This is a genomic window from Stenotrophomonas sp. TWI587 (genome assembly GCF_039674145.1).
Lineage (GTDB): Bacteria > Pseudomonadota > Gammaproteobacteria > Xanthomonadales > Xanthomonadaceae > Stenotrophomonas > Stenotrophomonas maltophilia_AY.
The window spans coordinates 134309-155299 of the sequence record NZ_JBDJMW010000007.1; the positions used below are offsets into that span (position 1 = coordinate 134309).

The window sequence follows — 20991 nt, forward strand, 5'->3', positions numbered from 1 at the left end:
CATTCTATCCGTAAACGCCGCGCAGGTCTGCCCCCCGCACCGATGCGCCGGGCGACGGCGCGCCCGGCCAGCCCAGGCGGTATCCTTTACCGATGGCTTACGAACGTTTTGAGGCGCCCGAGGCGGCGCCCCCGTCGCGCTGGCGGCACTACTGGAAGTTGATGCGCGCCGACCGTCCGATCGGCACCCTGCTGCTGCTCTGGCCCACCTGGTGGGCGCTGTGGCTGGCCTCGGGCGGGCTGCCGCCGCTGTGGACGCTGTTCGTGTTCACCGCCGGCGTCTGGCTGACCCGCTCGGCCGGCTGCGTGATCAACGATTACGCCGACCGCTGGCTGGACCCGCACGTCAAGCGCACCAAGGACCGCCCACTGGCCAGCGGCGCTGTCTCCGGCCGCGAGGCGCTGGCCCTGTTCGCCGGGCTGATGATCGTCGCCTTCGCCCTGGTGCTGACCCTGAACTGGCTCACCATCGGCATGAGCTTCATCGGCGTGTTCCTGGCCGCCAGCTACCCCTACCTCAAGCGCTACACCCACCTGCCGCAGGTCTACCTCGGCATGGCCTTCGGCTGGGGCATCCCGATGGCCTTCGCCGCAGTGCAGGGCGAGGTGCCGGTGATCGGCTGGCTGCTCTACGGCGCCAACATCCTGTGGTCGACCGCGTATGACACCTGGTACGCCATGGTTGACCGCGATGACGACCTGAAGATGGGCTCGCACTCCACCGCGATCCTGTTCGGGGATCTGGACCTGGTGATCCAGGGGATTCTCTACGCGCTGTTCCTGGGCACGATGGCGCTGGTCGGCCTGCGCGCCGGGCTGGGCGTCTATTACGGCCTCGGCGTCGGCGTGGCCGCCGGCCTGATCGCCTACGAGTTCTGGATCGCCCGCAAGCGCGAGCGCGATCCGTGCTTCAAGGCCTTCCTGCACAACAACTGGGTCGGCGCCGCGCTGTTCGCCGGCATCGCGGTGTCGCTGGCGCTGCGCTGAGGGGGCCACCCGACCAACGGTCGGGTGCTACCGTCGAGCGCACGGTGATGTCCGGTAACGCGCACATGGGTAGTGCCGGCCGCTGGCCGGCGCCCGACCCCCTCGCAGAGCCGGGCAGCGCCCGGCACTACGACCATTAGGCGACTGACAGCGCCGCGCCCAACGCCCAGAATCCCTCCCATTGAATGATCGGGGAGGGCGGGACGATGAACACGTCGACGGTGGTACAGGACGGCTGGATGGCGCGCGCGGCACTGCGCTCGGCGGCCTGGGCGGAAAAATGGTTCCCCGACGCCTACGTGTTCGCGGTGCTCGGCGTGGTCATCGTCGCCGCCGCCGCGATGGGCTTCGGCGCGACCCCGCAGGCCACCGCCACCGCCTTCGGCGAGGGCTTCTGGAGCCTGATCCCCTTCACCATGCAGATGGCCTTCGTGGTCATCGGTGGCTATGCAGTCGCTACCGCGCCGATCGTCGCGCGCTTCATCGAGCTGTTGGCCCGTGTGCCCAAGACCGGCCGTGGCGCGGTGGTCTATGTCGGCCTGATCAGCATGCTCGCCTCGCTGCTGAGCTGGGGCTTCTCGCTGGTGTTCGGCGGCCTGCTGGTGCGCGCACTGGCGCGTCGCGAAGCACTCAACATGGACTACCGCGCCGCCGGTGCCTCGGCCTACCTTGGCCTCGGCGCGGTCTGGGCGATGGGCCTGAGCTCCTCGGCCGCCCAGCTGCAGGCCAACCCGGCGAGCATGCCGCCCGGCCTGGTGGAAATCACCGGCGTGCTGCCCTTCACCGAAACCATCTTCCTGTGGCAGTCGATCGCGCTGACATCCGCACTGATCCTGGTGTCGCTGCTGATTGCCTGGCTGACCGCGCCCGGCGCCGCCACTGCGCGCACCGCCAAGGACTTCGAAGGCGCTGCCCGCGCCGAGGCCGAGCCGCTGCAGCCGCGCACCCGCCCCGGCGAGTGGCTGGAGTACAGCCCGCTGCTGACGGTGTTGCTCTCGCTGCTGGCGTTCGGCTGGTTATTCGGCGAGTTCGCCAGCAAGCCGGTGGTCACCGCCATCGCCAACCTCAACACCTACAACTTCCTGTTCATCTCGCTCGGCCTGCTGCTGCACTGGCGCCCGCGCAGCTTCCTCAACGCGGTGGCCAAGGCCGTCCCCAGCACCACCGGCGTGCTGATCCAGTTCCCGCTGTACGGCGGCATCGCGATGATCCTCACCCACGCCACCGGCAGTGGCGATGAGACCCTCGCCCATCGCCTGTCCACGCTGTTCGTGCACATCGCTACCACCGACACCTTCGCGCTGGTGATGGGCGTGTACTCGGCCGTCCTCGGCTTCTTCGTGCCCTCCGGCGGCGGCAAGTGGATCATTGAGGCGCCGTACGTGATGCAGGCGGCCAACGAACTCAAGGCCCACCTGGGCTGGGCGGTGCAGGTCTACAACGCCGCCGAGGCGCTGCCGAACCTGATCAACCCGTTCTGGATGCTGCCGCTGCTGGGTGTGCTTGGGTTGAAGGCGCGTGACATCGTCGGCTTCACCTTCATCCAGCTGCTGGTGCACATCCCGCTGGTGCTTGGCCTGCTGTGGCTGCTCGGCATGACGCTGACCTACGTGCCGCCGGTGATGCCGTGATCGTCATCTGCGCGTCATCTGCTCTCTCAGGCTCAACCATGCCCTGTTCAGTGGCGCGTCGAGGGGTTTGCAAGGCAGTGGAATAAGGGAATTCGAACCGTTCATATGCAGGGAAACCCTTACTGCTGCATGGGCCCTGACAGTGCGGAAGACGCCGGCGCGGATGCGTTGACGTGTTCGTATGCAAACCCGCACACGTCGTTAACCTGCCGCTGCAGAGGATGGCCCCGACCGCGACATTCCGTTTGCGGCAACCGGAGAATCGAGATGGCTCAGCAGAACCAGCAGAACCCGAATCAGCGCGGTGAACAGCAGGAACGCGGTCGCGACCAGCAGCAGCAACAGCAGCAGGAACAGCAGCAGCGCAACCAGAACCAGCAGCAGGGCGGCCAGCAGGACGAGGAAGAGTGAGCCCAGCCGGCTGTTGTGTGAACTGAAGCCCCGCTCCGGCGGGGCTTCGTTCGTTCGGGCCTACTCAGGCAGAGCGCAGGTGCCAGCCCAGTGCGTCGTCTGCGACCACCGCGCCAGGCATGACGTCATGCAACACGACGCGGAGGCCGCGCGCATTCGGCAGCACTTTCTGCTCCGGGAACCAGCGGCGCGTCGCATCGACCACGATCAGCAGGCCTTCGTCATCGCCGAGCGGTGCGAAGTGCGGCGTGGGCTGTGACAGCGGCTCTAGCCCGAAGGCCGCCTGCGCTTTGGCCTGCACCTCGCCGACGTGTTCCGCGGGCAGGCCTATTTCGCTGATGCAGGTCATCTCGCTGCCATGGAACTCGCCCTGACGCTCGCCGGCAGGCAGGCGCCGCCGCGCGATCAACTCCAGGATCAGACCGTCCGGGCCGGTGAAATAGATCGACTCCGAATCCCAGCGACCATCGAACGTAAAGTGGTCATGGCCCTTCAGATCGCGCTGCAGGGTGGCGCGCGCTTTGAGCCATTCTGTAGCCGCCTCGAATCGATTGGCCGGTACGTTGAACGCCAGGTGCACACCGCCGACCGGGTTCGATCCTGCGGGTTGCAGCTGCAGGGTGCTCCAGCCGATGCGCACGGCGGCGTCGTCTACCGGCAGCTGAAGCTCATCGCGGAAGTAGGCCACAGTGGCGGCGACATCGGACACGGGAAGGTCGATCTGGTGGATGCGCATGGTGGTGTAAGTCTCCACATGGATACGTCGACATTCTGCCGCAGATGCGTGTGTCTCAGTAATGAACCCGATGCACCACAAGCCGATCGCGGCCACCCATCACCGGGCATTGCAGCCGCATTTGCTACAACGATGTATCGATGCCGGGACGCACCACCGGCGCACCACACACCACTATCAGAGGAGTCCTCCCGCGATGGGCATGCTGGTCGAGGGAACATGGCAGGAAGGCACCGCGGGTGCCGCTGACAAGGACGGTCATTTCAAGCGCGAGGAATCCATCTTCCGGGATTGGTTAAGCGCCGACGGCAGTGCTGGCCCAAATGGCGAGCCTGGTGTCAACGCGGCGCCTGGGCGGTTCCGCCTGTATGTAAGTCTCGCCTGCCCGTGGGCACACCGCACGTTGATCGTGCGCGGGCTGAAGGGCTTGGAGGATCTGGTGCCGGTGTCGGTGGTCAACTGGCACATGGGCGAGCAGGGTTGGAACTTTGAGCCCGGCCCGCAGGTGACGCCGGAGCCCGAACGCGGTGCACGCTATCTGCATGAACTGTATGCCGCCGCCAAGCCGGGAATGACTGGCAAGGTGACCGTTCCGGTGCTCTGGGATCGCGAGCGCGGGAGGATCGTCAGCAATGAATCGGCGGACATCATCCGGATGTTCAACACTGCCTATGACGGGTTGGGTGCGAAAGCCGGTGATTTCTATCCGGCAGCGCTGCGTGCTGAGATCGACGCGATCAACGAACGCGTCTATGCCACCGTCAACAACGGTGTGTACCAGGCAGGCTTTGCCTCAACGCAGAAGGCCTATGAAGAGGCTGTTGGTCCGTTGTTCGACTCACTCAGCTGGTTGGACGCACGCCTTCAGCAACGCGAGTGGCTGGTGGGCGATGCCATGACCGAAGCCGATATCCGTCTGTTCACCACCTTGATCCGCTTCGATTCGGTCTACTACGTGCACTTCAAGTGCAACGTGCGGCGTATTGCGGACTTCGCTGGCCTGCATGCGTTCGTGGCGCGGATGATGGCGATTCCGGAGGTGGCGGATACGGTGAACTTTGAGCACATCAAGCACCACTATTACGGGAGTCATCGGCATCTCAATCCGTCGGGGATCGTGCCGGTGGGGCCGCAGCGGGCTTACTGACGTAGCTGCCAATCCGTCAGTGAGCTGGTTCGAGGATCACCACCGGCACAGATGCCAGCAGACGCTCAAACTGCTGGCGTTTCTCCGTGTCCATTTCCCGGAAGGGAATGGGCATCGCGCCGCCCTCGACCAGTTCGATGAGATAGGCCGCCTGCAACCGCTGCACATGCTTTACCTGGTCCCACGTTCGAAAGGCAGTCCTGCCTTTGCTCGTGCGCGAGAGGCCAGCCGCACTGAAGACGAACGCACAGCGACCGACGCGGAGCATCTTCCAGGCAAAGATCGGCGGGACCACAATGGCCAGGACGACCTTCTGCACGATCGGCCAGTTCCAGGGGCTGGCAGGATTGGTCTGCGCGTTACCGGTCGCCATGTCCATCGCGATGACGTCATGCAGCAACTGCCGGTACTCCGAGAGTTGGTACGACACGTCGATATCGATGCGTGAGCCAGCGTGCTGCATACATGCTCCTTGCATGTGCGTGGAAATCATCTCAACGGTGGGTCAGCGGCAGGTCTCGCTTACGATACCTTTGGCAATAACTGCCGAAGCCTCGGCACAGCTCTGCTGAAGAAACTCGGTGACGGCATCGATTGTCACATCCAGTACGTCCTGCATCATGTCCTGGAGGTTTACGGCGATGAAGCTGGCGTTGTCGGCCATGGCCGCTATCACGCTGTATCGGGTACCGTAGATCGCCAGAAGGCCGGCTCTCTCTGCGATCTCACGCTGGCCGTTGAAGACATGCTCAGGATCGGTGTCCAAGCGCGGTGCGGCGTCGATTTCTCCCGCCAGCGCAACGCTGTGCGGGTTGATCGGGTGGCGATCGTCGCGCGCCATCCGGATCGCCCTGTCGACGTCCTTCAATGAGCTGCCCGCCATCTTCGCGCATGCTGTTCGATCCTTGAGCGTGGCGGCCATGGCGAACAGATGCTCACCTGCAAGTCGAGCTGCCAGCACGGCCTCTGCAAGAAAGCCGGCGCTTGAAAGAAGATCGACCGCTTTGGAGCTCGACAGTACCGCGTGCCAATGACGGAGCGCACTGCCATGGCCCATGTCGCTCAGCCACGTGGCCTGGCGGTTGAGTTCCTGCTCGGCATGCGTTATCCAGCCACGCAGGTCATCAATTGCTCGTGATCGCCCCATATACGTCCTTGAAACTCCAACTGTCCATGATTGATAAACCGGGTGACCGGGCCGGGTCGTCATGCCTATGAAACATCTGACCCGGCGCGCCTCTCGCTGTGCGCATCGCCCACGGTGTGACGCCGAGTCGCCTGTCGGCTGGTGTTGAATGCGTCAGCGGGGAGGCGCGAGCGCGGATAGTAAGTCAGGCGATAACACTTTCCAACCGTGCCAGCCGTTGAGGCGATACTCGGCACTGACGACGGTTCTGCTGGTTGGCTGGAGATTCTGCGGTCACGGAGGCATTTGCATTACACGCCACCACCCCGATCCAACTGCCGATACCCGATCGCCTCCGCCACATGCGCGGTCTTGATCTCCTCCGCATGCCCCAGATCCGCCAATGTCCGCGCCACCCGCAGGATGCGATGCATCGAGCGCGCCGACAGCTGCAACCGCTCCACCGCATCCTCCAGTAGTTGCTGATCCTCCGGCGACAACCGGCAATGCTCGCTCAACTCGAACGGCAACAGCTGTGCATTCGCCTTCCCACTGCGTAACAGCTGCACTTCCCGTGCTGCCACCACACGGGCGCGAACACTCGCGCTGTCCTCGCCGAGCGGCGCATCATCACGCAGCTCGCGCGGGTCCAGCCGCGGCACTTCCACATGCAGGTCGATGCGGTCCATCAACGGTCCGGAGACCCGCCCGCGGTAACGACGGATGACCTCCTCGGTGCAGAGGCAGCGCCCACTGCGATCCCCGGCCCAGCCACAGGGGCAGGGGTTCATCGCCGCGACGAGCTGGAACCGCGCAGGAAAGCGCTCGGTCCGCGCAGCACGGCTGACGACCGCAACACCGGATTCAATCGGCTCGCGCATGACCTCCAGCGCGTGCCGACTCCATTCGGGCAGTTCATCCAGAAACAAGACGCCGTTATGCGCCAGGGAGATTTCGCCTGGGCGTGGATGCGAACCGCCCCCGATCAGCGCCACCGCGCTGGCCGTATGGTGCGGCGCCCTGTACGGCCGGTGCCGCCAGCGCCCCGCATCAATTCCCTGGCCACTACACGACGCAATAGTGGCCGCCTCCAGTGCCTCAAGCTCGCTGGCCGCAGGCAGGATGCCGGGCAGTCGAGAGGCCAGCAGGGTCTTGCCGCAGCCGGGGGTGCCAAGCAACAACAGGTGATGCCCGCCGGCCGCCGCTACCTCCAGCGCCCGCCGCGCCTGCAGTTGGCCGCGCACGTCGCGCAGGTCGGGAATGCTCACCGGCAGTGGGTCAGCCGCCACGGCCGGAGGCAGCCTGCCGCTTTCAAGGGCGCTGCAGACCTCCAGCAGGGTGCGGGCAACGCGCACGTCCGCGTGCTGGGCCAGGGCGGCCTCTTCGCTGTTGGCGGCGGCCACGATGAGGCTGCGACCATCCCGGGCGGCAGCGATCGCCGCAGGCAGGACGCCGTCGACACCGCGCAGCTCGCCGGTCAGGGCCAGTTCGCCGAGAAACTCGTACTTGTCCAGGGACTGCGCATCGATCTGGCCGCTGGCGGCGAGGATGCCAAGTGCGATGGCCAGATCGAATCGCCCGCCCTCCTTGGGCAGATCGGCAGGGGCCAGGTTGATGGTGATCCGCCGCTGCGGAAACTCGAAGCGAGCGCAGATCAGCGCGGCGCGCACGCGGTCGCGTGATTCCCGCACGGCCGCGGCCGGCAGACCGACGATCTGGGTATGCGGCAACCCGCCGGACAGGAATACCTCGATCCGCACGGCCGGCGCTTTGACGCCGGCGCGGGCACGGCTGTGCACCAGCGCGAGGCTCATGCGGTTGTTTCCGGGGTCTGCGGCATGCCGACCACAATGGCAGGACACGAAGAACCCAACCCATCAGCACTTGCCGCGCCATCGGGTAGGCAAGCACCTCCTCGTATACGGCACTCCCGCTAGACTGGATGCCCCCACGCACCACGCCGTCGAACACCATGGATATGCACCACCGCTCCGGCCCCATCGAACTGGTCGCCATCGATATGGACGGGACCCTGCTGGATCCGTCCCACACGCTCACGCCCCGGGTGACGCAGGCCATCGCCCGCGCCCGCGCGCAGGGCGTCCAGGTGGTGCTGGCCAGTGGCCGTCCGGTGTCGGGGATGGCGCCGTTCCTGCAACAGCTGGGTATCCAGAGCGAGCAGGACTACTGCATCGCCTGCAACGGCGCGGTGGTGCAGAACATCGGCAGCGGCCAGCGCGTCATCGAGTTTCCGCTGAGCTTCGACGATTTCGTTTTCTGCGAGCGGATCTCGCGGGAACTGGGCATCCACTTCCAGGCGCTCGATGGCCGACGCATGTACACGCCCAACCAGGACATCAGCCACTACACCGTGGCCGATTCGCACCTGTCGAATGTGCCACTGTCGTATCGTCGGGTGGCGGACATGGACCCGGCGATGCAGTTCATCAAACTTATGATGATCGATGAGCCGGAAGTCCTGGATGCGGCCATCCAGCGCCTGCCGTCGGAACTGACCGATCGCTTCGCGGTGCTCAAGAGTGCGCCGTTCTTCCTGGAGGTGTTCGACCACCGTGCCGGGAAGGGACCGAGCCTGGAGAAGCTCGCCGCGCACCTCGGCGTGGACCGCGCCAACGTGATGGCGGTGGGCGATCAGGAGAACGACCTGACCATGCTGCAGTTCGCCGGCACCAGCGTCGCCATGGGCAACGCGATTCCGGCGGTCAAGCAGACGGCGCGCTTCGTGACCACGACCAACGCCGAAGATGGCGTGGCGTTGGCGATCGAGCGGTTTGTGCTGCAGGACGTCTAAGCGACGGTCAGCCCGACCGGTTTACTCGCGGGGTGCAGCCGGCCCACGCGCTTCCAGCTCGGCCACCACCTTCTCCAGCGCCTCCAGCTTCTCGCGCGTGCGCAGCAGCACGGCACGCTGCACGTCGAATTCCTCGCGGGTCACCAGGTCCAGCTTGCCCAGCCCAGCCTGCAGCGCGGTCTTGAAGGTGGCCTGCAGTTCTTCGCGCGACTGGCGCAGGCCCGGTGGGACCATGTCGCTCAGGCGTCGGGCGAGGTCATCGAGGTGGTTGAGGTCGATCATGCTGCGGCTCCGCGGGGTATGTGCCAAGGATAAGCCGCCACGCTGCCGGCGACACTGACCGCGCGCATCGCGTTCACCGGGGGACAGGCGTTATCCTCGCAGCCTGGAACACAGGAGTGCAGACGGATGAAGATGGTCATGGCGGTGGTCAAGCCGTTCAAGCTCGACGACGTGCGCGAAGCGCTGGCCGAGCGCGGCGTCACCGGGATCACGGTCACCGAGGTCAAGGGCTTCGGGCGGCAGAAAGGCCACACCGAGCTCTACCGCGGGGCGGAGTACGTGGTCGATTTCCTGCCCAAGGTGAAGATCGAAGTGGCCGTCGTCGACAATCAGGTCGAGGAGGTGGTGGAAGCCATCGTCAAAGCCGCCGGCACCGGCAAGATCGGCGACGGCAAGGTCTTCGTGTACGACCTGGGCAGCGTGGTACGCATCCGCACCGGTGAACTGGATGCCGACGCGCTGTAACCCGCGCCGGCCTTCCAAGGGTGCCCGCCCTCAGGCGTGGCCCTTGAACCAGCGGTAGAAGCGCTTCCAGGCCACGCGCACGCCGGCTACCCAGCGGGGGTCGGCCACCTGGGCCGCCTCGGAGGCGCTGGGGCGCTCGCCGGTCAGGCGCTGGCGCATCTTCAGCAGGTTCTTCATGTCGCTGCGGCGCAGCTGGCGCGAGACCGGGTGCACCGGCAGCCAGCGCGGGCTGCGCCAGGCCGAGGTGAAATCCACCAGCACCGGCACGCCACCGCTGACCATTACGTTGGTGCCATGCAGATCGTTGTGGGTGATGCCGGCGGCATGCAGGCGGGTGAGCGCGTACTGCAGCTGCTCGAAGACCTCCACGCCGACCGACTGGGCCGCGCTCAGGGTCTGGCCGGGAATGAATTCCATGCCCAGCGCGAGGCCGCCGATGGTGCCGAGCAGGGCCGGGGCATGCTTCCAGCCGCTCAGGCGCTGCAGGATGCGCGCTTCGCGGCGGACCAGCAGGCGGGCAATCGGCGACAGCGGGGTGCCGCGATACCGGGTGTAATCCTTCACCACCGCGGGCTGGCCATTGAGGCAGGTGCGGTAGACGTCGGGTTCCAGGAGGCGTTCGCCGCGCTTGAGCAGCTCGGCGGGGGCGGTGTCATCGACACACGGGGCAACAATTGTGTTCATAGGGGTCTGTGCGACCCGGCGGTCGGCGCAATGCGTCAGGCGTACCGGTGCTGCTTACGGTGGGGAACTAAAGATTTCGTTAATTTTAGTACTCGCCAGTACACGAATCCAGATGATGTCGGAGAAATGTCGTAGCCCGGCGTGGAACAGTTCGTCACGCTGAAGCGGACAATTTTGTATCGTTCGGAACAATTTCGTTTTTAATCAGCGGGTTGGTGGCCACGTCTGGAGAGTGCAGGGCAGGCATGACTGCCGTGCGCCCCGTGCAGGGGGCCATTCGGTGAACCCTCAGGGGCTCCGCGCGCTCGTCTGTTCCAAGTACAGGCGAGCGCCGCAGGCTTCTGCTGGGGTGGCCCGGTCCGCCACGCTGCGCTGAACGCCGCTCACCTCGTGCTTGACCGCAACCCGGGCGCTGCCGACCATATGCTGTTGTTCGCGACATCGGCGGCCGCCCCTCCCCGGCACGTCCCCGCCCTCTGCCGCCCTTTCGATGCCGGTCGCTGCCGTGCATCGCCCCCACCATTTCGGGTCCGGCCCTGCCGGAGGAAGACTGATGATCAAGATCGTGCTGGCAGGGCTGTTCATCGCCTGCGTGCTGTACATCCATTACCGCGGCAAGGTGCGCGCGCGCTGGTCGCGCCAGCTGCTGGACCACTCCAGCTTCATGGCCCCGATCAACGTGATCATGTATGCGTTCTCGAAGGTACCGACCACGCCGTTCCTGGACCCGGGCAAGGACTTCCCGCAGCTTGAGCCGCTGCGCCAGAACTGGCAGATGATCCGCGACGAGGCACTGGCCCTGCGCGACGCCGACAAGATCGCCGCCTCCAGCACCTTCAACGATGCCGGCTTCAACTCGTTCTTCCGCCGCGGCTGGAAGCGCTTCTACCTGAAGTGGTACGGCCCGTCGCACCCCTCGGCCAAGGCGCTGTGCCCGAAGACCACCGCGCTGCTGGAATCACTGCCGGACGTGCGTGCGGCGATGTTCGCCCAGCTGCCCTCGGGCAGCGAGCTGCGCCCGCACCGCGACCCGTTCGCCGGCTCGCTGCGCCTGCACCTGGGCCTGACCACGCCCAACGACGATGGCTGCTACATCGTGGTGGATGGCATCAAGAAGAGCTGGCGTGATGGCGAGTGGATGATGTTCGATGAGACCTACATCCACCACGCGCACAACGAGACGCCGGACGACCGCGTGATCCTGTTCTGCGACATCGCCCGCCCGCTGCGCTTCGGCCTGCCGGGCCTGTTCAACCGCGCGGTGGCCTCCACGCTGCTGGCCGGTGGCGCCTCGCCGAACCTGCCGGGTGACCCCACCGGTGGCGTCAACAAGGCCTTCGGCAGCGTCTACAAGGTGCGCCTGAAGGCCAAGGCGCTGCGCGAGCGCAGCGTGGTGGCCTACCAGGTGATCAAGTGGGGCCTGGTGGTGGCGGTGATCACCGGGATCTGGGCGATCTGAGCAACAAAAAACCCGCGCTGCTGCCAGCGCGGGTTTTTTGTTGGCGAACCGGTAGGTGCCGACCGTTGGTCGGCACGCCTTCGATCAGCCCTTCAGGGCTGAAGCCACGAACGGCGGGGTCACCAGCACGCCGGTGTGCAGGGCGGCGGTGTAGTACAGCGTATCGAACGACTTGCCAGCCGAATCGGCCTGGCGGAAATCGAAGCTGCTCTCGCCCTTGCGGGCCAGGGTCACGCTCCACCAGCCGGTCGGGTAGCACGGCTGCGGGAACGGCAGGGTCTTGAACGAACCGAAGCCGGCCTTGCCCATCTCGGCGCGCATTTCGTTGATCAGGTCCAGCTGCATCAGCGGCGATTCGGACTGCTGCACCAGGATGCCGTCATCCTTCAGGGCCTTGAAGCAGCTCTCGTAGAACGCCTTGTTGAACAGGCCTTCGCCCGGGCCGACCGGATCGGTGGAATCCACGATCACCACGTCCACGCTGCCGGCCGGGCAGTTGGCCATGTAGGCCACGCCGTCGTCGAACATCAGCTCGGCGCGCGGGTCATCGTTGGAATCGCACAGTTCCGGGAAGTGCTTGCGGGCCATCACGGTGACCTGCTCGTCGATGTCGCACTGGGTCACGCTCTCCACGCCGGCGTGCTTGAGCACTTCGCGCAGGGTGCCGCAGTCGCCGCCGCCGATGATCACCACGCGCTTGGGCGCGGCATGGGTGAACAGCACCGGGTGGCTGATCATCTCGTGATAGAAGAAGTTGTCCTTGCTGGTCAACATGATGGCGCCATCGATGGTCATCAGGTTGCCCCAATCGGTGGTCGCGAAGATCTCGATCTTCTGGAACGGCGACTGCACTTCATCCAGCTTGCCGGTCAGGCGGTAGCCGATGGCCGAGCCGGTGCGCTCGAAGTGTTCGATGTACCAGTTGTTGTTGTCAGTCATGGAGGAGCAGTCCTGTTCGGAAGGGTGTTGGAGCCGGGCTGGCGGCGGTGCCGCGTGGCGCAAGCCACGTCCGGACGGGTTGGCCCGTTCAGGTTTCAAGCCTGAGCACGGGCGCGGGCGCGCATGATAACGGAGCTGTCGCCACATAGGCGTTATCATGCACCCCCTTTTTTACCAACCAGGCCCACTGAAATGACCGATTGGTCCCTCGACCAAGCCCGCAAGACCTACTCGATTCCGCATTGGGCGGATGGTTACTTCGACGTGGATCAGGCAGGACACATGGTGGTGAGACCGACTGGCCAGGACGGCCCGGTGGTGTCCTTGCCCAAGATCGTGGACGCTGCCCGCGAGGCCGGCGCCAAGCTGCCGCTGCTGGTGCGCTTCCCGGACATCCTGGGCCAGCGCCTGGGCAAGCTGCAGGCCGCGTTCGCGCAGGCGCAGGCCGACTGGGACTACCCGGGCGGCTACACCGCCGTGTACCCGATCAAGGTCAACCAGCACCGTGGCGTGGCCGGCACGCTCGCCAGTCACCACGGCGAGGGCTTCGGCCTGGAAGCGGGCAGCAAGCCCGAGCTGATGGCTGTGCTGGCGCTGTCGCGCCCGGGTGGCCTGATCGTCTGCAACGGCTACAAGGACCGCGAATACATCCGCCTGGCCCTGATCGGCCGCAAGCTGGGTCTGCAGACCTTCATCGTGATCGAGAAGCCCTCCGAGCTGAAGCTGGTGCTGGAGGAATCCAAGGCGCTGGACGTGAAGCCGGGCCTGGGCGTGCGCATGCGCCTGGCCTCGCTGGGCGCGGGCAAGTGGCAGAACAGTGGTGGCGACAAGGCCAAGTTCGGTCTCTCGCCGCGCCAGCTGCTGGACCTGTGGAAGTCGCTGCGCGATACCGAATACGCCGACTGCCTGAGCCTGCTGCATTTCCACATGGGCTCGCAGATCTCCAACGTGCGCGACATCGCCAATGGCATGCGCGAAGCCACCCGCTACTTCGTGGAGCTCTCGCGCCTGGGCGCGAAGATCACCCACGTGGACGTCGGCGGTGGCCTGGGCGTGGATTACGAAGGCACCCGCTCGCGCAGCTTCTGCTCGATCAATTACGGCCTGAACTCCTACGCCAGCAACATCGTGCAGCCGCTGGCCAATGCCTGCGAAGAACACGGCCTGACCCCGCCGCGGATCGTCACCGAGTGCGGCCGTGCGATGACCGCGCACCACGCGGTGCTGATCGCCAACGTCTCGGAAGTGGAAGAGGCGCAGGAAGGGCGCGTGCCGGACCAGCACGACGACGAGCCGGCGGCGATCCGCCACCTGCGCGAGATCCACGCCGAGCTCGACGAGCGCCCGGCGGTGGAACTGTTCCAGGAAGCGCAGCACTTCCATGCCGAAGGCCTGTCCAGCTATGCGCTGGGCCAGATCGATCTGCCGCAGCGCGCCCGCATCGACGACCTGTTCTACGCCATCGCCCATGCCGTGCGCGCGCGCCTGAGCTACGACGAGAAGAGCCATCGCCCGGCGCTGGACGAGTTGAACGAGCGCCTGGTCGACAAGTACTTCGTCAACTTCAGCGTGTTCGAATCGATCCCGGATGCCTGGGCGATCGACCAGGTGTTCCCGATCGTGCCGATCGAGCGCCTGAACGAGCAGCCCGAGCGCCGCGGCATCATCGCGGACATGACCTGCGATTCGGACGGCATGGTCAAGACCTATGTCGAGAACGAGAGCCTGGACACGTCGCTGCCACTGCATGCGCTGAAGTCCGGTGAGAGCTACCGCATCGCGTTCTTCATGGTCGGTGCGTACCAGGAAATCCTGGGCGACATCCACAACCTGTTCGGCGATACCGACGCGGTGGAAGTGCTGGCCGACGCCGATGGCTACGCGATCACACAGCAACGCCGCGGTGATACCACCGATGTGATGCTGGACTACGTGGGTTACAGCCTGGCCGATCTGCGCGCCAGCTACGCCGAGCGCGTGGCGGCGGCGAAGCTTTCGCCCGAGCGCGCGCAGGAACTGTCCGAGGCACTGGAAGCCGGTCTGACCGGTTACACCTACCTGTCCGACGAACCGCTGGCGTAAGCCACGTGACGACGGGTGACGGCCTTCGGGCCGCACCCGGCCGCCTGTAACGCCGGGCACTGCCCGGCGGTCCCTCCAAGGCACCCGCCCCCCTTATGAGCGCGCGCGCGATCTTTCATCTGTTCCTGCATGCGGCCGTGCCGGCGTTGCTGGCGTGGATGTTCTGGCGCAAGCGGTTCATGTCCGCCTGGGTACTGATGCTGCTGGGCTGGATCATCGATCTGGACCACCTGCTGGCTGACCCGATCTACGCCCCGAACCGCTGCAGCATCGGTTTCCATCCGCTGCACACCGCACCGGCGATCGCGGTGTACGCAGGCTTGTGTGTGCCTAAGAAAACGCGCCTGTTCGGGATCGGCCTGATGATCCACATCGTGCTGGATGCCATTGACTGCTGGTGGATGCACGCTGGCCGGTAGGTCCACGCCATGCGTGGATGACGTGCTCACCCTGCCGGCAACGTCAACGTCGCCTGCAACCCTGGTGCGCCAGTGGCCAGCACCAGCGTGCCGCCGTAACTCTCGGCAATGTCCGCCACGATCGACAAGCCCAACCCACTCCCTGAAGCGCGCTCATCCAGCCGCACACCGCGTTCCAGCACGCGCTGCAGCTGTTCGGCGGGCAGCCCGGGGCCGTCATCGGCCACGGTGATCCGCAGCTGGCCATCGAGCGCGGCGACCTCCACGCGCACCGCGTGAGCGGCCCACTTGCCCGCGTTGTCGAGCAGGTTGCCCAGCATCTCTTCCAGATCCTCGCGCGCGCCGGCGAACACACCCGCCGTGTTGCTGTCGCACGCAAAACGCAGCCCGCGCGCGGCATGCACGCGCTGCATCAGCCCGCACAGTGCGCTCACCACCGGTGCCACCGGCGTGCGCTGCTGGCTGTCGGCCCCCAGGCCTGCAGCGAGGTAACGATCGATGCTGGCCTGCATGCGCGCGGTCTCGCTGCGCAGGGTCTGGCGCCAGTCGCTGCCATCGCCCTCGGCTTCGGTGGTGAGCACGGTGAGCGGTGTCTTCAGCGCGTGCGCGAGGTCTTCGGCGCTGCGGCGTGCGCGCACCACCATGCGTTGGTGATGATCGAGCAGCGCATTGAGCTGGCCGGCCAGAGGCGCGACTTCCTTGACCAGACCCTGCTGCGGGAAGCGCACGTGCTCGCCGTTGCGCACCTGCCCGGCGATGCGCCCCAGTTCGGCCAGGGGACGCAGGCCGTAATGCACCTGGGTCACCAGTACGCCGAACCACAACGCAATCAGCACGGCCAGGGCGAGCGCGGTGCGCTGCCGGAAACTGGCGACCTGGGCATCCAGCGGGCTGCGATCGGTGGCGACCATCACGATCACCGGCGCGGCGGCGCGGGGCAGGCTGACCTGCTGGGCCAGCACACGCAGCGATTGCTGCAGCGGGCCGGGCGCATCGAAGGCCTGTGCCGGCCCAGCCGACAGCGAGGTCGGTGCGGCCAGCGCGTCATCCCACAGCGAGCGCGACTGCCCAAGCGGGCGCCCTTGCAGATCCAGCACCTGCCAGTAGTCGCCGGAGAACACCCGCCGGTAGCGCTCATCGGCCAGCGTGTCGCGCCACTGCAGTCGGCCGGTGGCATCGCTCTCGGCCAGTGCCAGCACCGCGATCAGATCGTTGCCCAGGCGCTCATCCATCGCCGTCCGCGCCGAGCGCTCGAACATCGCGCCCAGCCACCAGGTCGCCAGTGCCGAGACCAGCACCAGACCCAGGCCACCGGCGACCAGCAGGCGGGTGCGCAGCGAACCGGTGGTCATGGCGTCGCCGACAGGCGGAAGCCCTGGCCGCGGTGGGTGTGGATCAGCTCGCTGCCGAGCTTTCGGCGGATGCGGCCGATCAGTACATCGAGCGTGTTGGAGTCTGGATCGAAGCCGTCTTCGTAGACGTTCTCGCCCAGCCGCGAGCGGCTCAACACGGTATCGGGGTGATGCATGAAGTAGCTGAGGATGCGGTGCTCCTGCGCGCTGAGCGCCAGCGGCGCGCCGTCCAGCTCGAAGCGGCCGGCGTTGACGTCCAGCACCAGTGGGCCGCACTGCAGGCGCGGATGCGCGTGGCCGGCGCTGCGGCGGATCAGCGCGCGCAGGCGCAACAGCAGCTCTTCGGGCTGGAACGGCTTGGTCAGATAATCATCGGCGCCGGCATCGAAGCCGGCCAGTTTGTCGTGCCAGCGAGCGCGGGCGGTCAGCACCAGCACCGGGAAGTCGCGCCCGGCCTGACGCCAGCGTTCGATCACGCTCAGCCCGTCCACGCCCGGCAGGCCCAGATCGACCACGGCGGCGGCGATGTCCTCGATCTGGCCCTGGTACTCGGCATCCCGCCCCTCCGCACTGTGGATGACCACATAGCCGGCCTCTTCCAGCAGCGTCTGCAACCGGCTGGCGAGCAGGGCGTCATCTTCGGCGAGCAGCACGCGCATCAGTCTTTTTCCATTTTCAGCAGGCGGCCGGTGGCGGCATCGTAATCCAGCTCCATCACCACCCCGTCCGGGCCAAGGATCTCGACCTCGTATTTTCCGTCATCCAGTTCCACCTCGATCAGCTTGCCCGGATAACGCCGCAATGCATCGGCAACCACCTGTTCCAGCGGTACGAAGCGTCCCTGCCGCACCGCCTGGCGCACGCTGTCCTGCTGGCGGCTGCCACCGTCGAGGACCCGCATCGGGTCCTGCGGGGCAAGGGTCAACAGCAGGGGCAGCATCAGGGAAAGGGCAGACATGCGGGCACGCAGGGGGAAGGGCAGGGCACCGGTATACCGGGGCTGTCTAAACAGTATCTAACAGTCGCCCTCATGGTCCGGTTAGGCGCGGTGGCCAGACTGGCGGTGCCGGAATGGACCGGTGCCCCCTCAAGGATTCCCATGAAGACGATGATTGCCGCTACCGCCCTGGCCGCCGCCCTGTTCGCTACTCCGGCCTTTGCCGCCAACCTGTCCGCTGCACAGGTGCAGGCCAAGCTGAGCGCCGCCGGCTACACCCAAGTGCATGAGCTGGAGCACGACGATGGTGTGTGGGAGGCGGACGTGACCCGCAAGGACGGCACTGTCGATGAAGTGATCATCGATGACACCAAGGGCGAGATCTTCGATCCGCGCGATGGCCGCGCCGTGCTGGACGCCGGTCAGATCCTGGCGCTGGCGGGCAAGGCCGGTCTGAAGCAGATCGACTCCCTTGAGCGCGATGGCGCGACGTGGACCCTGGATGCGCGCAACGCCCGCAACCAGCGCGTGGAAGTGCGCATGAGCGGTCACGATGGCCGTGTGCTGGCCAGCAAGCGCGACGGCTGGTGGGATTGATCCCACTCGCCAGCGCGCGCTGGGTGCACGAACGGCCGGGTTTCCCCGGCCGTCCGCATGTCCGCTTGAAGGGTGCCGCGCTTACCAGCGCGAGGGGTAATCCCAATAGCCCGGGCCGCGGCCGTAGCCACGGTAACCATCGAAGCCGTCATAACCGTAGCCACCATAAGGGCCGAAGAAGCCAGGGCCCTTGCCTTCGCTCACCCGGATGTTGATGTTGACGTTGCGGGTGTTGCCCTCGTCACTGGTGTAGTTCTTGCTCAGGTTGAGCTCGGCGGCGTTGTAGTGGGTGTTGCCGAAATTCTCTGAGTAGCCGATGCCGGTGGTCAGGCTGCCGTTCACCCGCAGCTTGTCGTCGGTCACGTGGGCGATGCCGTTGGCGGCCCGATCAGTGGATCGCCGGCCGGTACGGTCACCGTAGAACGTGCCCGGCGGGTCGCCGCGCAGTGACTGATCGCTCAGGTACTGCATGGGCGCATCGGGAATGCTCAGATCCAGCCCGGTCGAGGACTGCGGGCCAGTCGCGCCTGCGGCCGACTGGGCCAGCGCCACACCGGGCAGGGACAGGCACAGCAGCAGGGGAAGCAGGCGGATCATGAGAGGCTCCGGAGCAGACAGGCAGGACGGCCGACAGCGCTGACGCTAGCAGCCGTAGTTTGAATGATGCCTGTCATGGCGCGCGTTGCAAGGGGAACTCAGCGCAACCGGCCGAATCCGAACAGCTCCGCCAGCGGATGCCGGCGCCGCTCGATGCCCGCGCGCAGCAGCCCGGCCCCGATCATGGAGTAGGTGATCCCGTTGCCGCCGTAGGCCATCGCGAACAGCACCCGTGGTCCCCACTGTGGATGCGGGCCGAAGAACGGCAGGCCATCGTGGGTCTCGGCGAAGGTGCCGCCCCATGAGAAGGCCGGTTGCAGCGGCAGGTGCGGGAACAGTTTGGCGGTCTTCTTGAGCAGCGTGGCGGTCTTGCTCTCCACCCGCCGGTCGCGCCGGGCCGGGAGATCGATGGCATCGTCCTCGCCGCCGATCAACAGCCGATTGTCGCCGGTGCTTCGGAGATAGAGATACGGACGCGCCGATTCCCACGCCATGGTCTCGCGCAGCGGCCCGAGCAGGTCCGGATGAATCGGATCGGTGATGAAGGCGTAGCTGCTGCGGTTGCGGGCCACCGAGGGCTTCAACCAGCGCTGCCCGGCGTAGCCGGTGGCCAGCACCACATGGCGGGCACGGATGCGGGCGCCGCCCAGGGTGGTGGCGGTCACGCCGCGCGGGGTCGGGGTGAGTGTATCGAGCACGGTACGGTCGTAGACCCCGCAGCCGCGTTTGTGCAGCCGCATCAGCAGGCGATAGGTGAGCCGGTACGGATCGATGCGTGCCGCCAGCGCGCTGAGGATGGCGCCCGGAGCGCGGATGCCGTACCCGTCCTCGACCGCCTCGCTCTCCAGCCAGCGCACATCGAAGCCGTGCCTGGCACGCAGCGCGCATTCTTCGGCCAGTACCGCCTGGTGCCCGCGCTTGCTCGCGTAGTACAGGCTGGCCATGCGGTGGCAGTCCACATCGCGGAACGGCGCGGCCACCTCGCAGATGGCCGGGATCGCCTCGGCACAGGCCTGGTAAGCCTGCACGGCCGCGTCCTCGCCATAGCGTTGGGTCAGGTCGATCAGATGGGTGTCGATCTCATATTGCAGCAGCGCAGTACTGGCCGCGGTGCTGCCCCAGCCGATGTCGCGCTGTTCGATCAGCGCCACGTCATGGCCGTGCGCGCAGAGTTCGTCCGCGATCAGCGCGCCACTGATGCCGCCGCCAACCACCAGCACCTCGCAGTTGAGATCCTTCTCCAGCGGCGGAAACGCATGCATCAGGCCGTTGCGCACGGCCCAGAACGGGTACCCGCTCTTCAGATCCATGGAAGCCTCAGGCGGTGGGAAGACCGGTGTGCGGGGTCTGGATCAGTTCGGTCAGGTCAAAGCCCTGCAGCCGCGCCTGCGCCAGGTAGTGCTCCTGGGTGGTGCGGTCCAGCGTGGGCGTACGCGAAAGCAGCCAGAGGAACTTGCGGTCCGGGCTGCCGACCAGCGAGACGCTGTAATCCGGTGCGATCTGGATCACCCAGTAGTCGCCCTTGGTGAAAGGCAGCCAGCGCAGGCCCTTGGGCAGGAAGCTGACCTCCAGCCGAGCGGTGTCGTTGTCCACGGGGCAGGCTTCGCCTTCGGCTTCCTCGATCTCATCGCCCATGCGGCAGCGGTTGACCACGGCGACGTGGCCGTTGTCCTTGAGGCTGTAGTGCGCGGACACATCCGTGCAGCCTTCCGGCTCGTGCTTCATCGGCAGACGGGCGATCTCGTACCAGGTGCCCAGGTAACGCGGCAGCTTGAGGTCGGGAACGGTTTTCAGGTCGGGATGTGGGGTCATGGGCAACGGTTGGTGGGAGTGCGATCCCACGATGCCGGGGCTGCTGCCACGGCCGGGTGAAGCCGGGGCGAGTGCGGCGTCGAGACAGTCCGTTGTGGTCGCGTCATGTCCCGCTTCCGGTCACAGCGCTATGCTGGGCCGCAGCGCCATTGGCGCTTCTTTCAACAGCGATGGAGATGCGGATGTACCAGGTGATTCTGCTCAAGAGCGAAACCGGCGTTGCCCGCCAGCAGCGCGAGACGGCCGACGATGTGGTCGACCATGAGGGCGTGACCTACACCCTGCGCGCCGGTCCGCGGCAGCCACTGCCGACCGATCACGCCTGGGACGAAATCGCGGTGTATGCGCCCGAAGAGATCACCGAAGAAGAATTCCAGGACTGGTATGCCCGCCTGCAGCCGCAGGTCGAAGAGCTCCGCCTGAAGTACTGAGCGCCAACATACCTGTTCTGAACAGGGGCCGGTTTATAGTCGCGGGCAGGCGCGGTGGTCCGCGCGAACCGTTGGTGCTGGCGTGT

At 66.2% G+C, this 20991-nt stretch carries 24 protein-coding genes; 11 read left to right on the forward strand and 13 right to left on the reverse strand.

The genetic code is table 11. The features are described from left to right. Nucleotides 1-92 precede the first annotated feature (92 nt). The 3 genes from ubiA to ABE464_RS13150 all read left to right on the forward strand — a co-directional run bounded on the left by ubiA (nt 93) and on the right by ABE464_RS13150 (nt 3028). Nucleotides 93-986, forward strand: coding sequence for a 4-hydroxybenzoate octaprenyltransferase (gene ubiA / locus ABE464_RS13140; RefSeq protein WP_319624331.1), 894 nt, complete (start codon nt 93-95; stop codon nt 984-986). 206 nt (nt 987-1192) lie between these two features. Further along, nucleotides 1193-2617, forward strand: coding sequence for a TIGR00366 family protein (locus ABE464_RS13145; RefSeq protein WP_313219387.1), 1425 nt, complete (start codon nt 1193-1195; stop codon nt 2615-2617). Between the two features lie 267 nt (nt 2618-2884). Further along, entirely contained in the window at nt 2885-3028 is a 144-nt protein-coding gene (locus tag ABE464_RS13150) for a hypothetical protein (RefSeq protein ID WP_179459806.1), read from the forward strand. A gap of 64 nt (nt 3029-3092) precedes the next feature. Here the strand turns inward: ABE464_RS13150 and ABE464_RS13155 are convergent, their stop codons facing one another. Then, a complete protein-coding gene (locus tag ABE464_RS13155; protein WP_346472331.1) occupies nt 3093-3764 on the reverse strand; it encodes a VOC family protein in 672 nt (223 codons plus the stop codon). A 196-nt stretch (nt 3765-3960) separates the two neighbouring features. Between ABE464_RS13155 and ABE464_RS13160 the strand changes: the two genes are divergently transcribed. Further along, the gene (locus ABE464_RS13160) at nt 3961-4911 is read left to right on the forward strand and encodes a glutathione S-transferase family protein (RefSeq protein ID WP_346472423.1); all 951 of its coding nucleotides are present in this window, start codon (nt 3961-3963) and stop codon (nt 4909-4911) included. A 16-nt stretch (nt 4912-4927) separates the two neighbouring features. Here the strand turns inward: ABE464_RS13160 and ABE464_RS13165 are convergent, their stop codons facing one another. The 3 genes from ABE464_RS13165 to ABE464_RS13175 form a co-directional block, all read right to left on the reverse strand. Further along, a complete protein-coding gene (locus tag ABE464_RS13165) occupies nt 4928-5374 on the reverse strand; it encodes a YcxB family protein (RefSeq protein WP_346472332.1) in 447 nt (148 codons plus the stop codon). A 42-nt stretch (nt 5375-5416) separates the two neighbouring features. After that, the gene (locus ABE464_RS13170; protein ID WP_346472333.1) at nt 5417-6058 is read right to left on the reverse strand and encodes a hypothetical protein; all 642 of its coding nucleotides are present in this window, start codon (nt 6056-6058) and stop codon (nt 5417-5419) included. A gap of 290 nt (nt 6059-6348) precedes the next feature. Then, entirely contained in the window at nt 6349-7851 is a 1503-nt protein-coding gene (locus tag ABE464_RS13175) for a YifB family Mg chelatase-like AAA ATPase (RefSeq protein WP_346472334.1), read from the reverse strand. A gap of 158 nt (nt 7852-8009) precedes the next feature. Between ABE464_RS13175 and yidA the strand changes: the two genes are divergently transcribed. Next, the gene (yidA, locus tag ABE464_RS13180) at nt 8010-8849 is read left to right on the forward strand and encodes a sugar-phosphatase (protein WP_346472424.1); all 840 of its coding nucleotides are present in this window, start codon (nt 8010-8012) and stop codon (nt 8847-8849) included. Between the two features lie 21 nt (nt 8850-8870). Here yidA and ABE464_RS13185 read toward each other — a convergent pair whose 3' ends face one another. Continuing rightward, nucleotides 8871-9131 (reverse strand): accessory factor UbiK family protein, encoded by a 261-nt coding sequence (locus ABE464_RS13185; protein WP_346472335.1) that lies wholly within the window; start codon nt 9129-9131, stop codon nt 8871-8873. Nucleotides 9132-9257: 126 nt separating this feature from the next. On the opposite strand from ABE464_RS13185, the gene ABE464_RS13190 reads away from it, so the two are divergent. Beyond that, complete coding sequence (locus tag ABE464_RS13190; protein ID WP_070472404.1) at nt 9258-9596, forward strand: P-II family nitrogen regulator; 339 nt, start codon at nt 9258-9260, stop codon at nt 9594-9596. Between the two features lie 30 nt (nt 9597-9626). Here ABE464_RS13190 and ABE464_RS13195 read toward each other — a convergent pair whose 3' ends face one another. Beyond that, a complete protein-coding gene (locus tag ABE464_RS13195) occupies nt 9627-10280 on the reverse strand; it encodes an RIO1 family regulatory kinase/ATPase (protein ID WP_346472336.1) in 654 nt (217 codons plus the stop codon). Nucleotides 10281-10833: 553 nt separating this feature from the next. Here ABE464_RS13195 and ABE464_RS13200 point away from each other — a divergent pair. Further along, on the forward strand, nt 10834-11739 hold the full coding sequence (locus ABE464_RS13200; protein ID WP_346472337.1) for an aspartyl/asparaginyl beta-hydroxylase domain-containing protein: 906 nt from the start codon (nt 10834-10836) through the stop codon (nt 11737-11739). Nucleotides 11740-11823: 84 nt separating this feature from the next. Here ABE464_RS13200 and speE read toward each other — a convergent pair whose 3' ends face one another. Further along, entirely contained in the window at nt 11824-12678 is an 855-nt protein-coding gene (speE, locus tag ABE464_RS13205) for a polyamine aminopropyltransferase (protein WP_123729927.1), read from the reverse strand. 192 nt (nt 12679-12870) lie between these two features. On the opposite strand from speE, the gene speA reads away from it, so the two are divergent. After that, nucleotides 12871-14760, forward strand: coding sequence for an arginine decarboxylase (gene speA, locus ABE464_RS13210; protein ID WP_259262072.1), 1890 nt, complete (start codon nt 12871-12873; stop codon nt 14758-14760). Nucleotides 14761-14855: 95 nt separating this feature from the next. Further along, complete coding sequence (locus tag ABE464_RS13215; RefSeq protein ID WP_346472338.1) at nt 14856-15179, forward strand: DUF6122 family protein; 324 nt, start codon at nt 14856-14858, stop codon at nt 15177-15179. A 26-nt stretch (nt 15180-15205) separates the two neighbouring features. Here the strand turns inward: ABE464_RS13215 and ABE464_RS13220 are convergent, their stop codons facing one another. The 3 genes from ABE464_RS13220 to ABE464_RS13230 are packed head-to-tail and all read right to left on the reverse strand — an operon-like array spanning nt 15206 to nt 17432. Then, nucleotides 15206-16531, reverse strand: coding sequence for a sensor histidine kinase (locus ABE464_RS13220; RefSeq protein ID WP_346472339.1), 1326 nt, complete (start codon nt 16529-16531; stop codon nt 15206-15208). Then, nucleotides 16528-17190, reverse strand: coding sequence for a response regulator transcription factor (locus tag ABE464_RS13225; protein WP_346472340.1), 663 nt, complete (start codon nt 17188-17190; stop codon nt 16528-16530). Before ABE464_RS13225 ends, ABE464_RS13220 begins: the two co-directional genes overlap by 4 nt. Continuing rightward, nucleotides 17190-17432, reverse strand: coding sequence for a PepSY domain-containing protein (locus ABE464_RS13230; RefSeq protein WP_310793643.1), 243 nt, complete (start codon nt 17430-17432; stop codon nt 17190-17192). The genes ABE464_RS13225 and ABE464_RS13230 overlap by 1 nt, the downstream gene beginning before the upstream one ends. A 198-nt stretch (nt 17433-17630) precedes the next feature. On the opposite strand from ABE464_RS13230, the gene ABE464_RS13235 reads away from it, so the two are divergent. Further along, nucleotides 17631-18065, forward strand: a complete 435-nt coding sequence (locus ABE464_RS13235; RefSeq protein WP_346472341.1) for a PepSY domain-containing protein — start codon at nt 17631-17633, stop codon at nt 18063-18065. Between the two features lie 81 nt (nt 18066-18146). On the opposite strand, the gene ABE464_RS13240 is transcribed toward ABE464_RS13235, so the two are convergent. From ABE464_RS13240 to ABE464_RS13250, 3 genes are all read right to left on the reverse strand, one after another. Then, nucleotides 18147-18662, reverse strand: coding sequence for a hypothetical protein (locus tag ABE464_RS13240; RefSeq protein WP_346472342.1), 516 nt, complete (start codon nt 18660-18662; stop codon nt 18147-18149). Between the two features lie 98 nt (nt 18663-18760). After that, nucleotides 18761-19972, reverse strand: a complete 1212-nt coding sequence (locus tag ABE464_RS13245) for an FAD-dependent oxidoreductase (RefSeq protein ID WP_346472343.1) — start codon at nt 19970-19972, stop codon at nt 18761-18763. Between the two features lie 7 nt (nt 19973-19979). Then, complete coding sequence (locus ABE464_RS13250) at nt 19980-20474, reverse strand: lipocalin family protein (RefSeq protein ID WP_346472344.1); 495 nt, start codon at nt 20472-20474, stop codon at nt 19980-19982. A gap of 182 nt (nt 20475-20656) precedes the next feature. On the opposite strand from ABE464_RS13250, the gene ABE464_RS13255 reads away from it, so the two are divergent. Then, on the forward strand, nt 20657-20905 hold the full coding sequence (locus tag ABE464_RS13255) for a hypothetical protein (RefSeq protein ID WP_346472345.1): 249 nt from the start codon (nt 20657-20659) through the stop codon (nt 20903-20905). Nucleotides 20906-20991 lie beyond the last annotated feature (86 nt).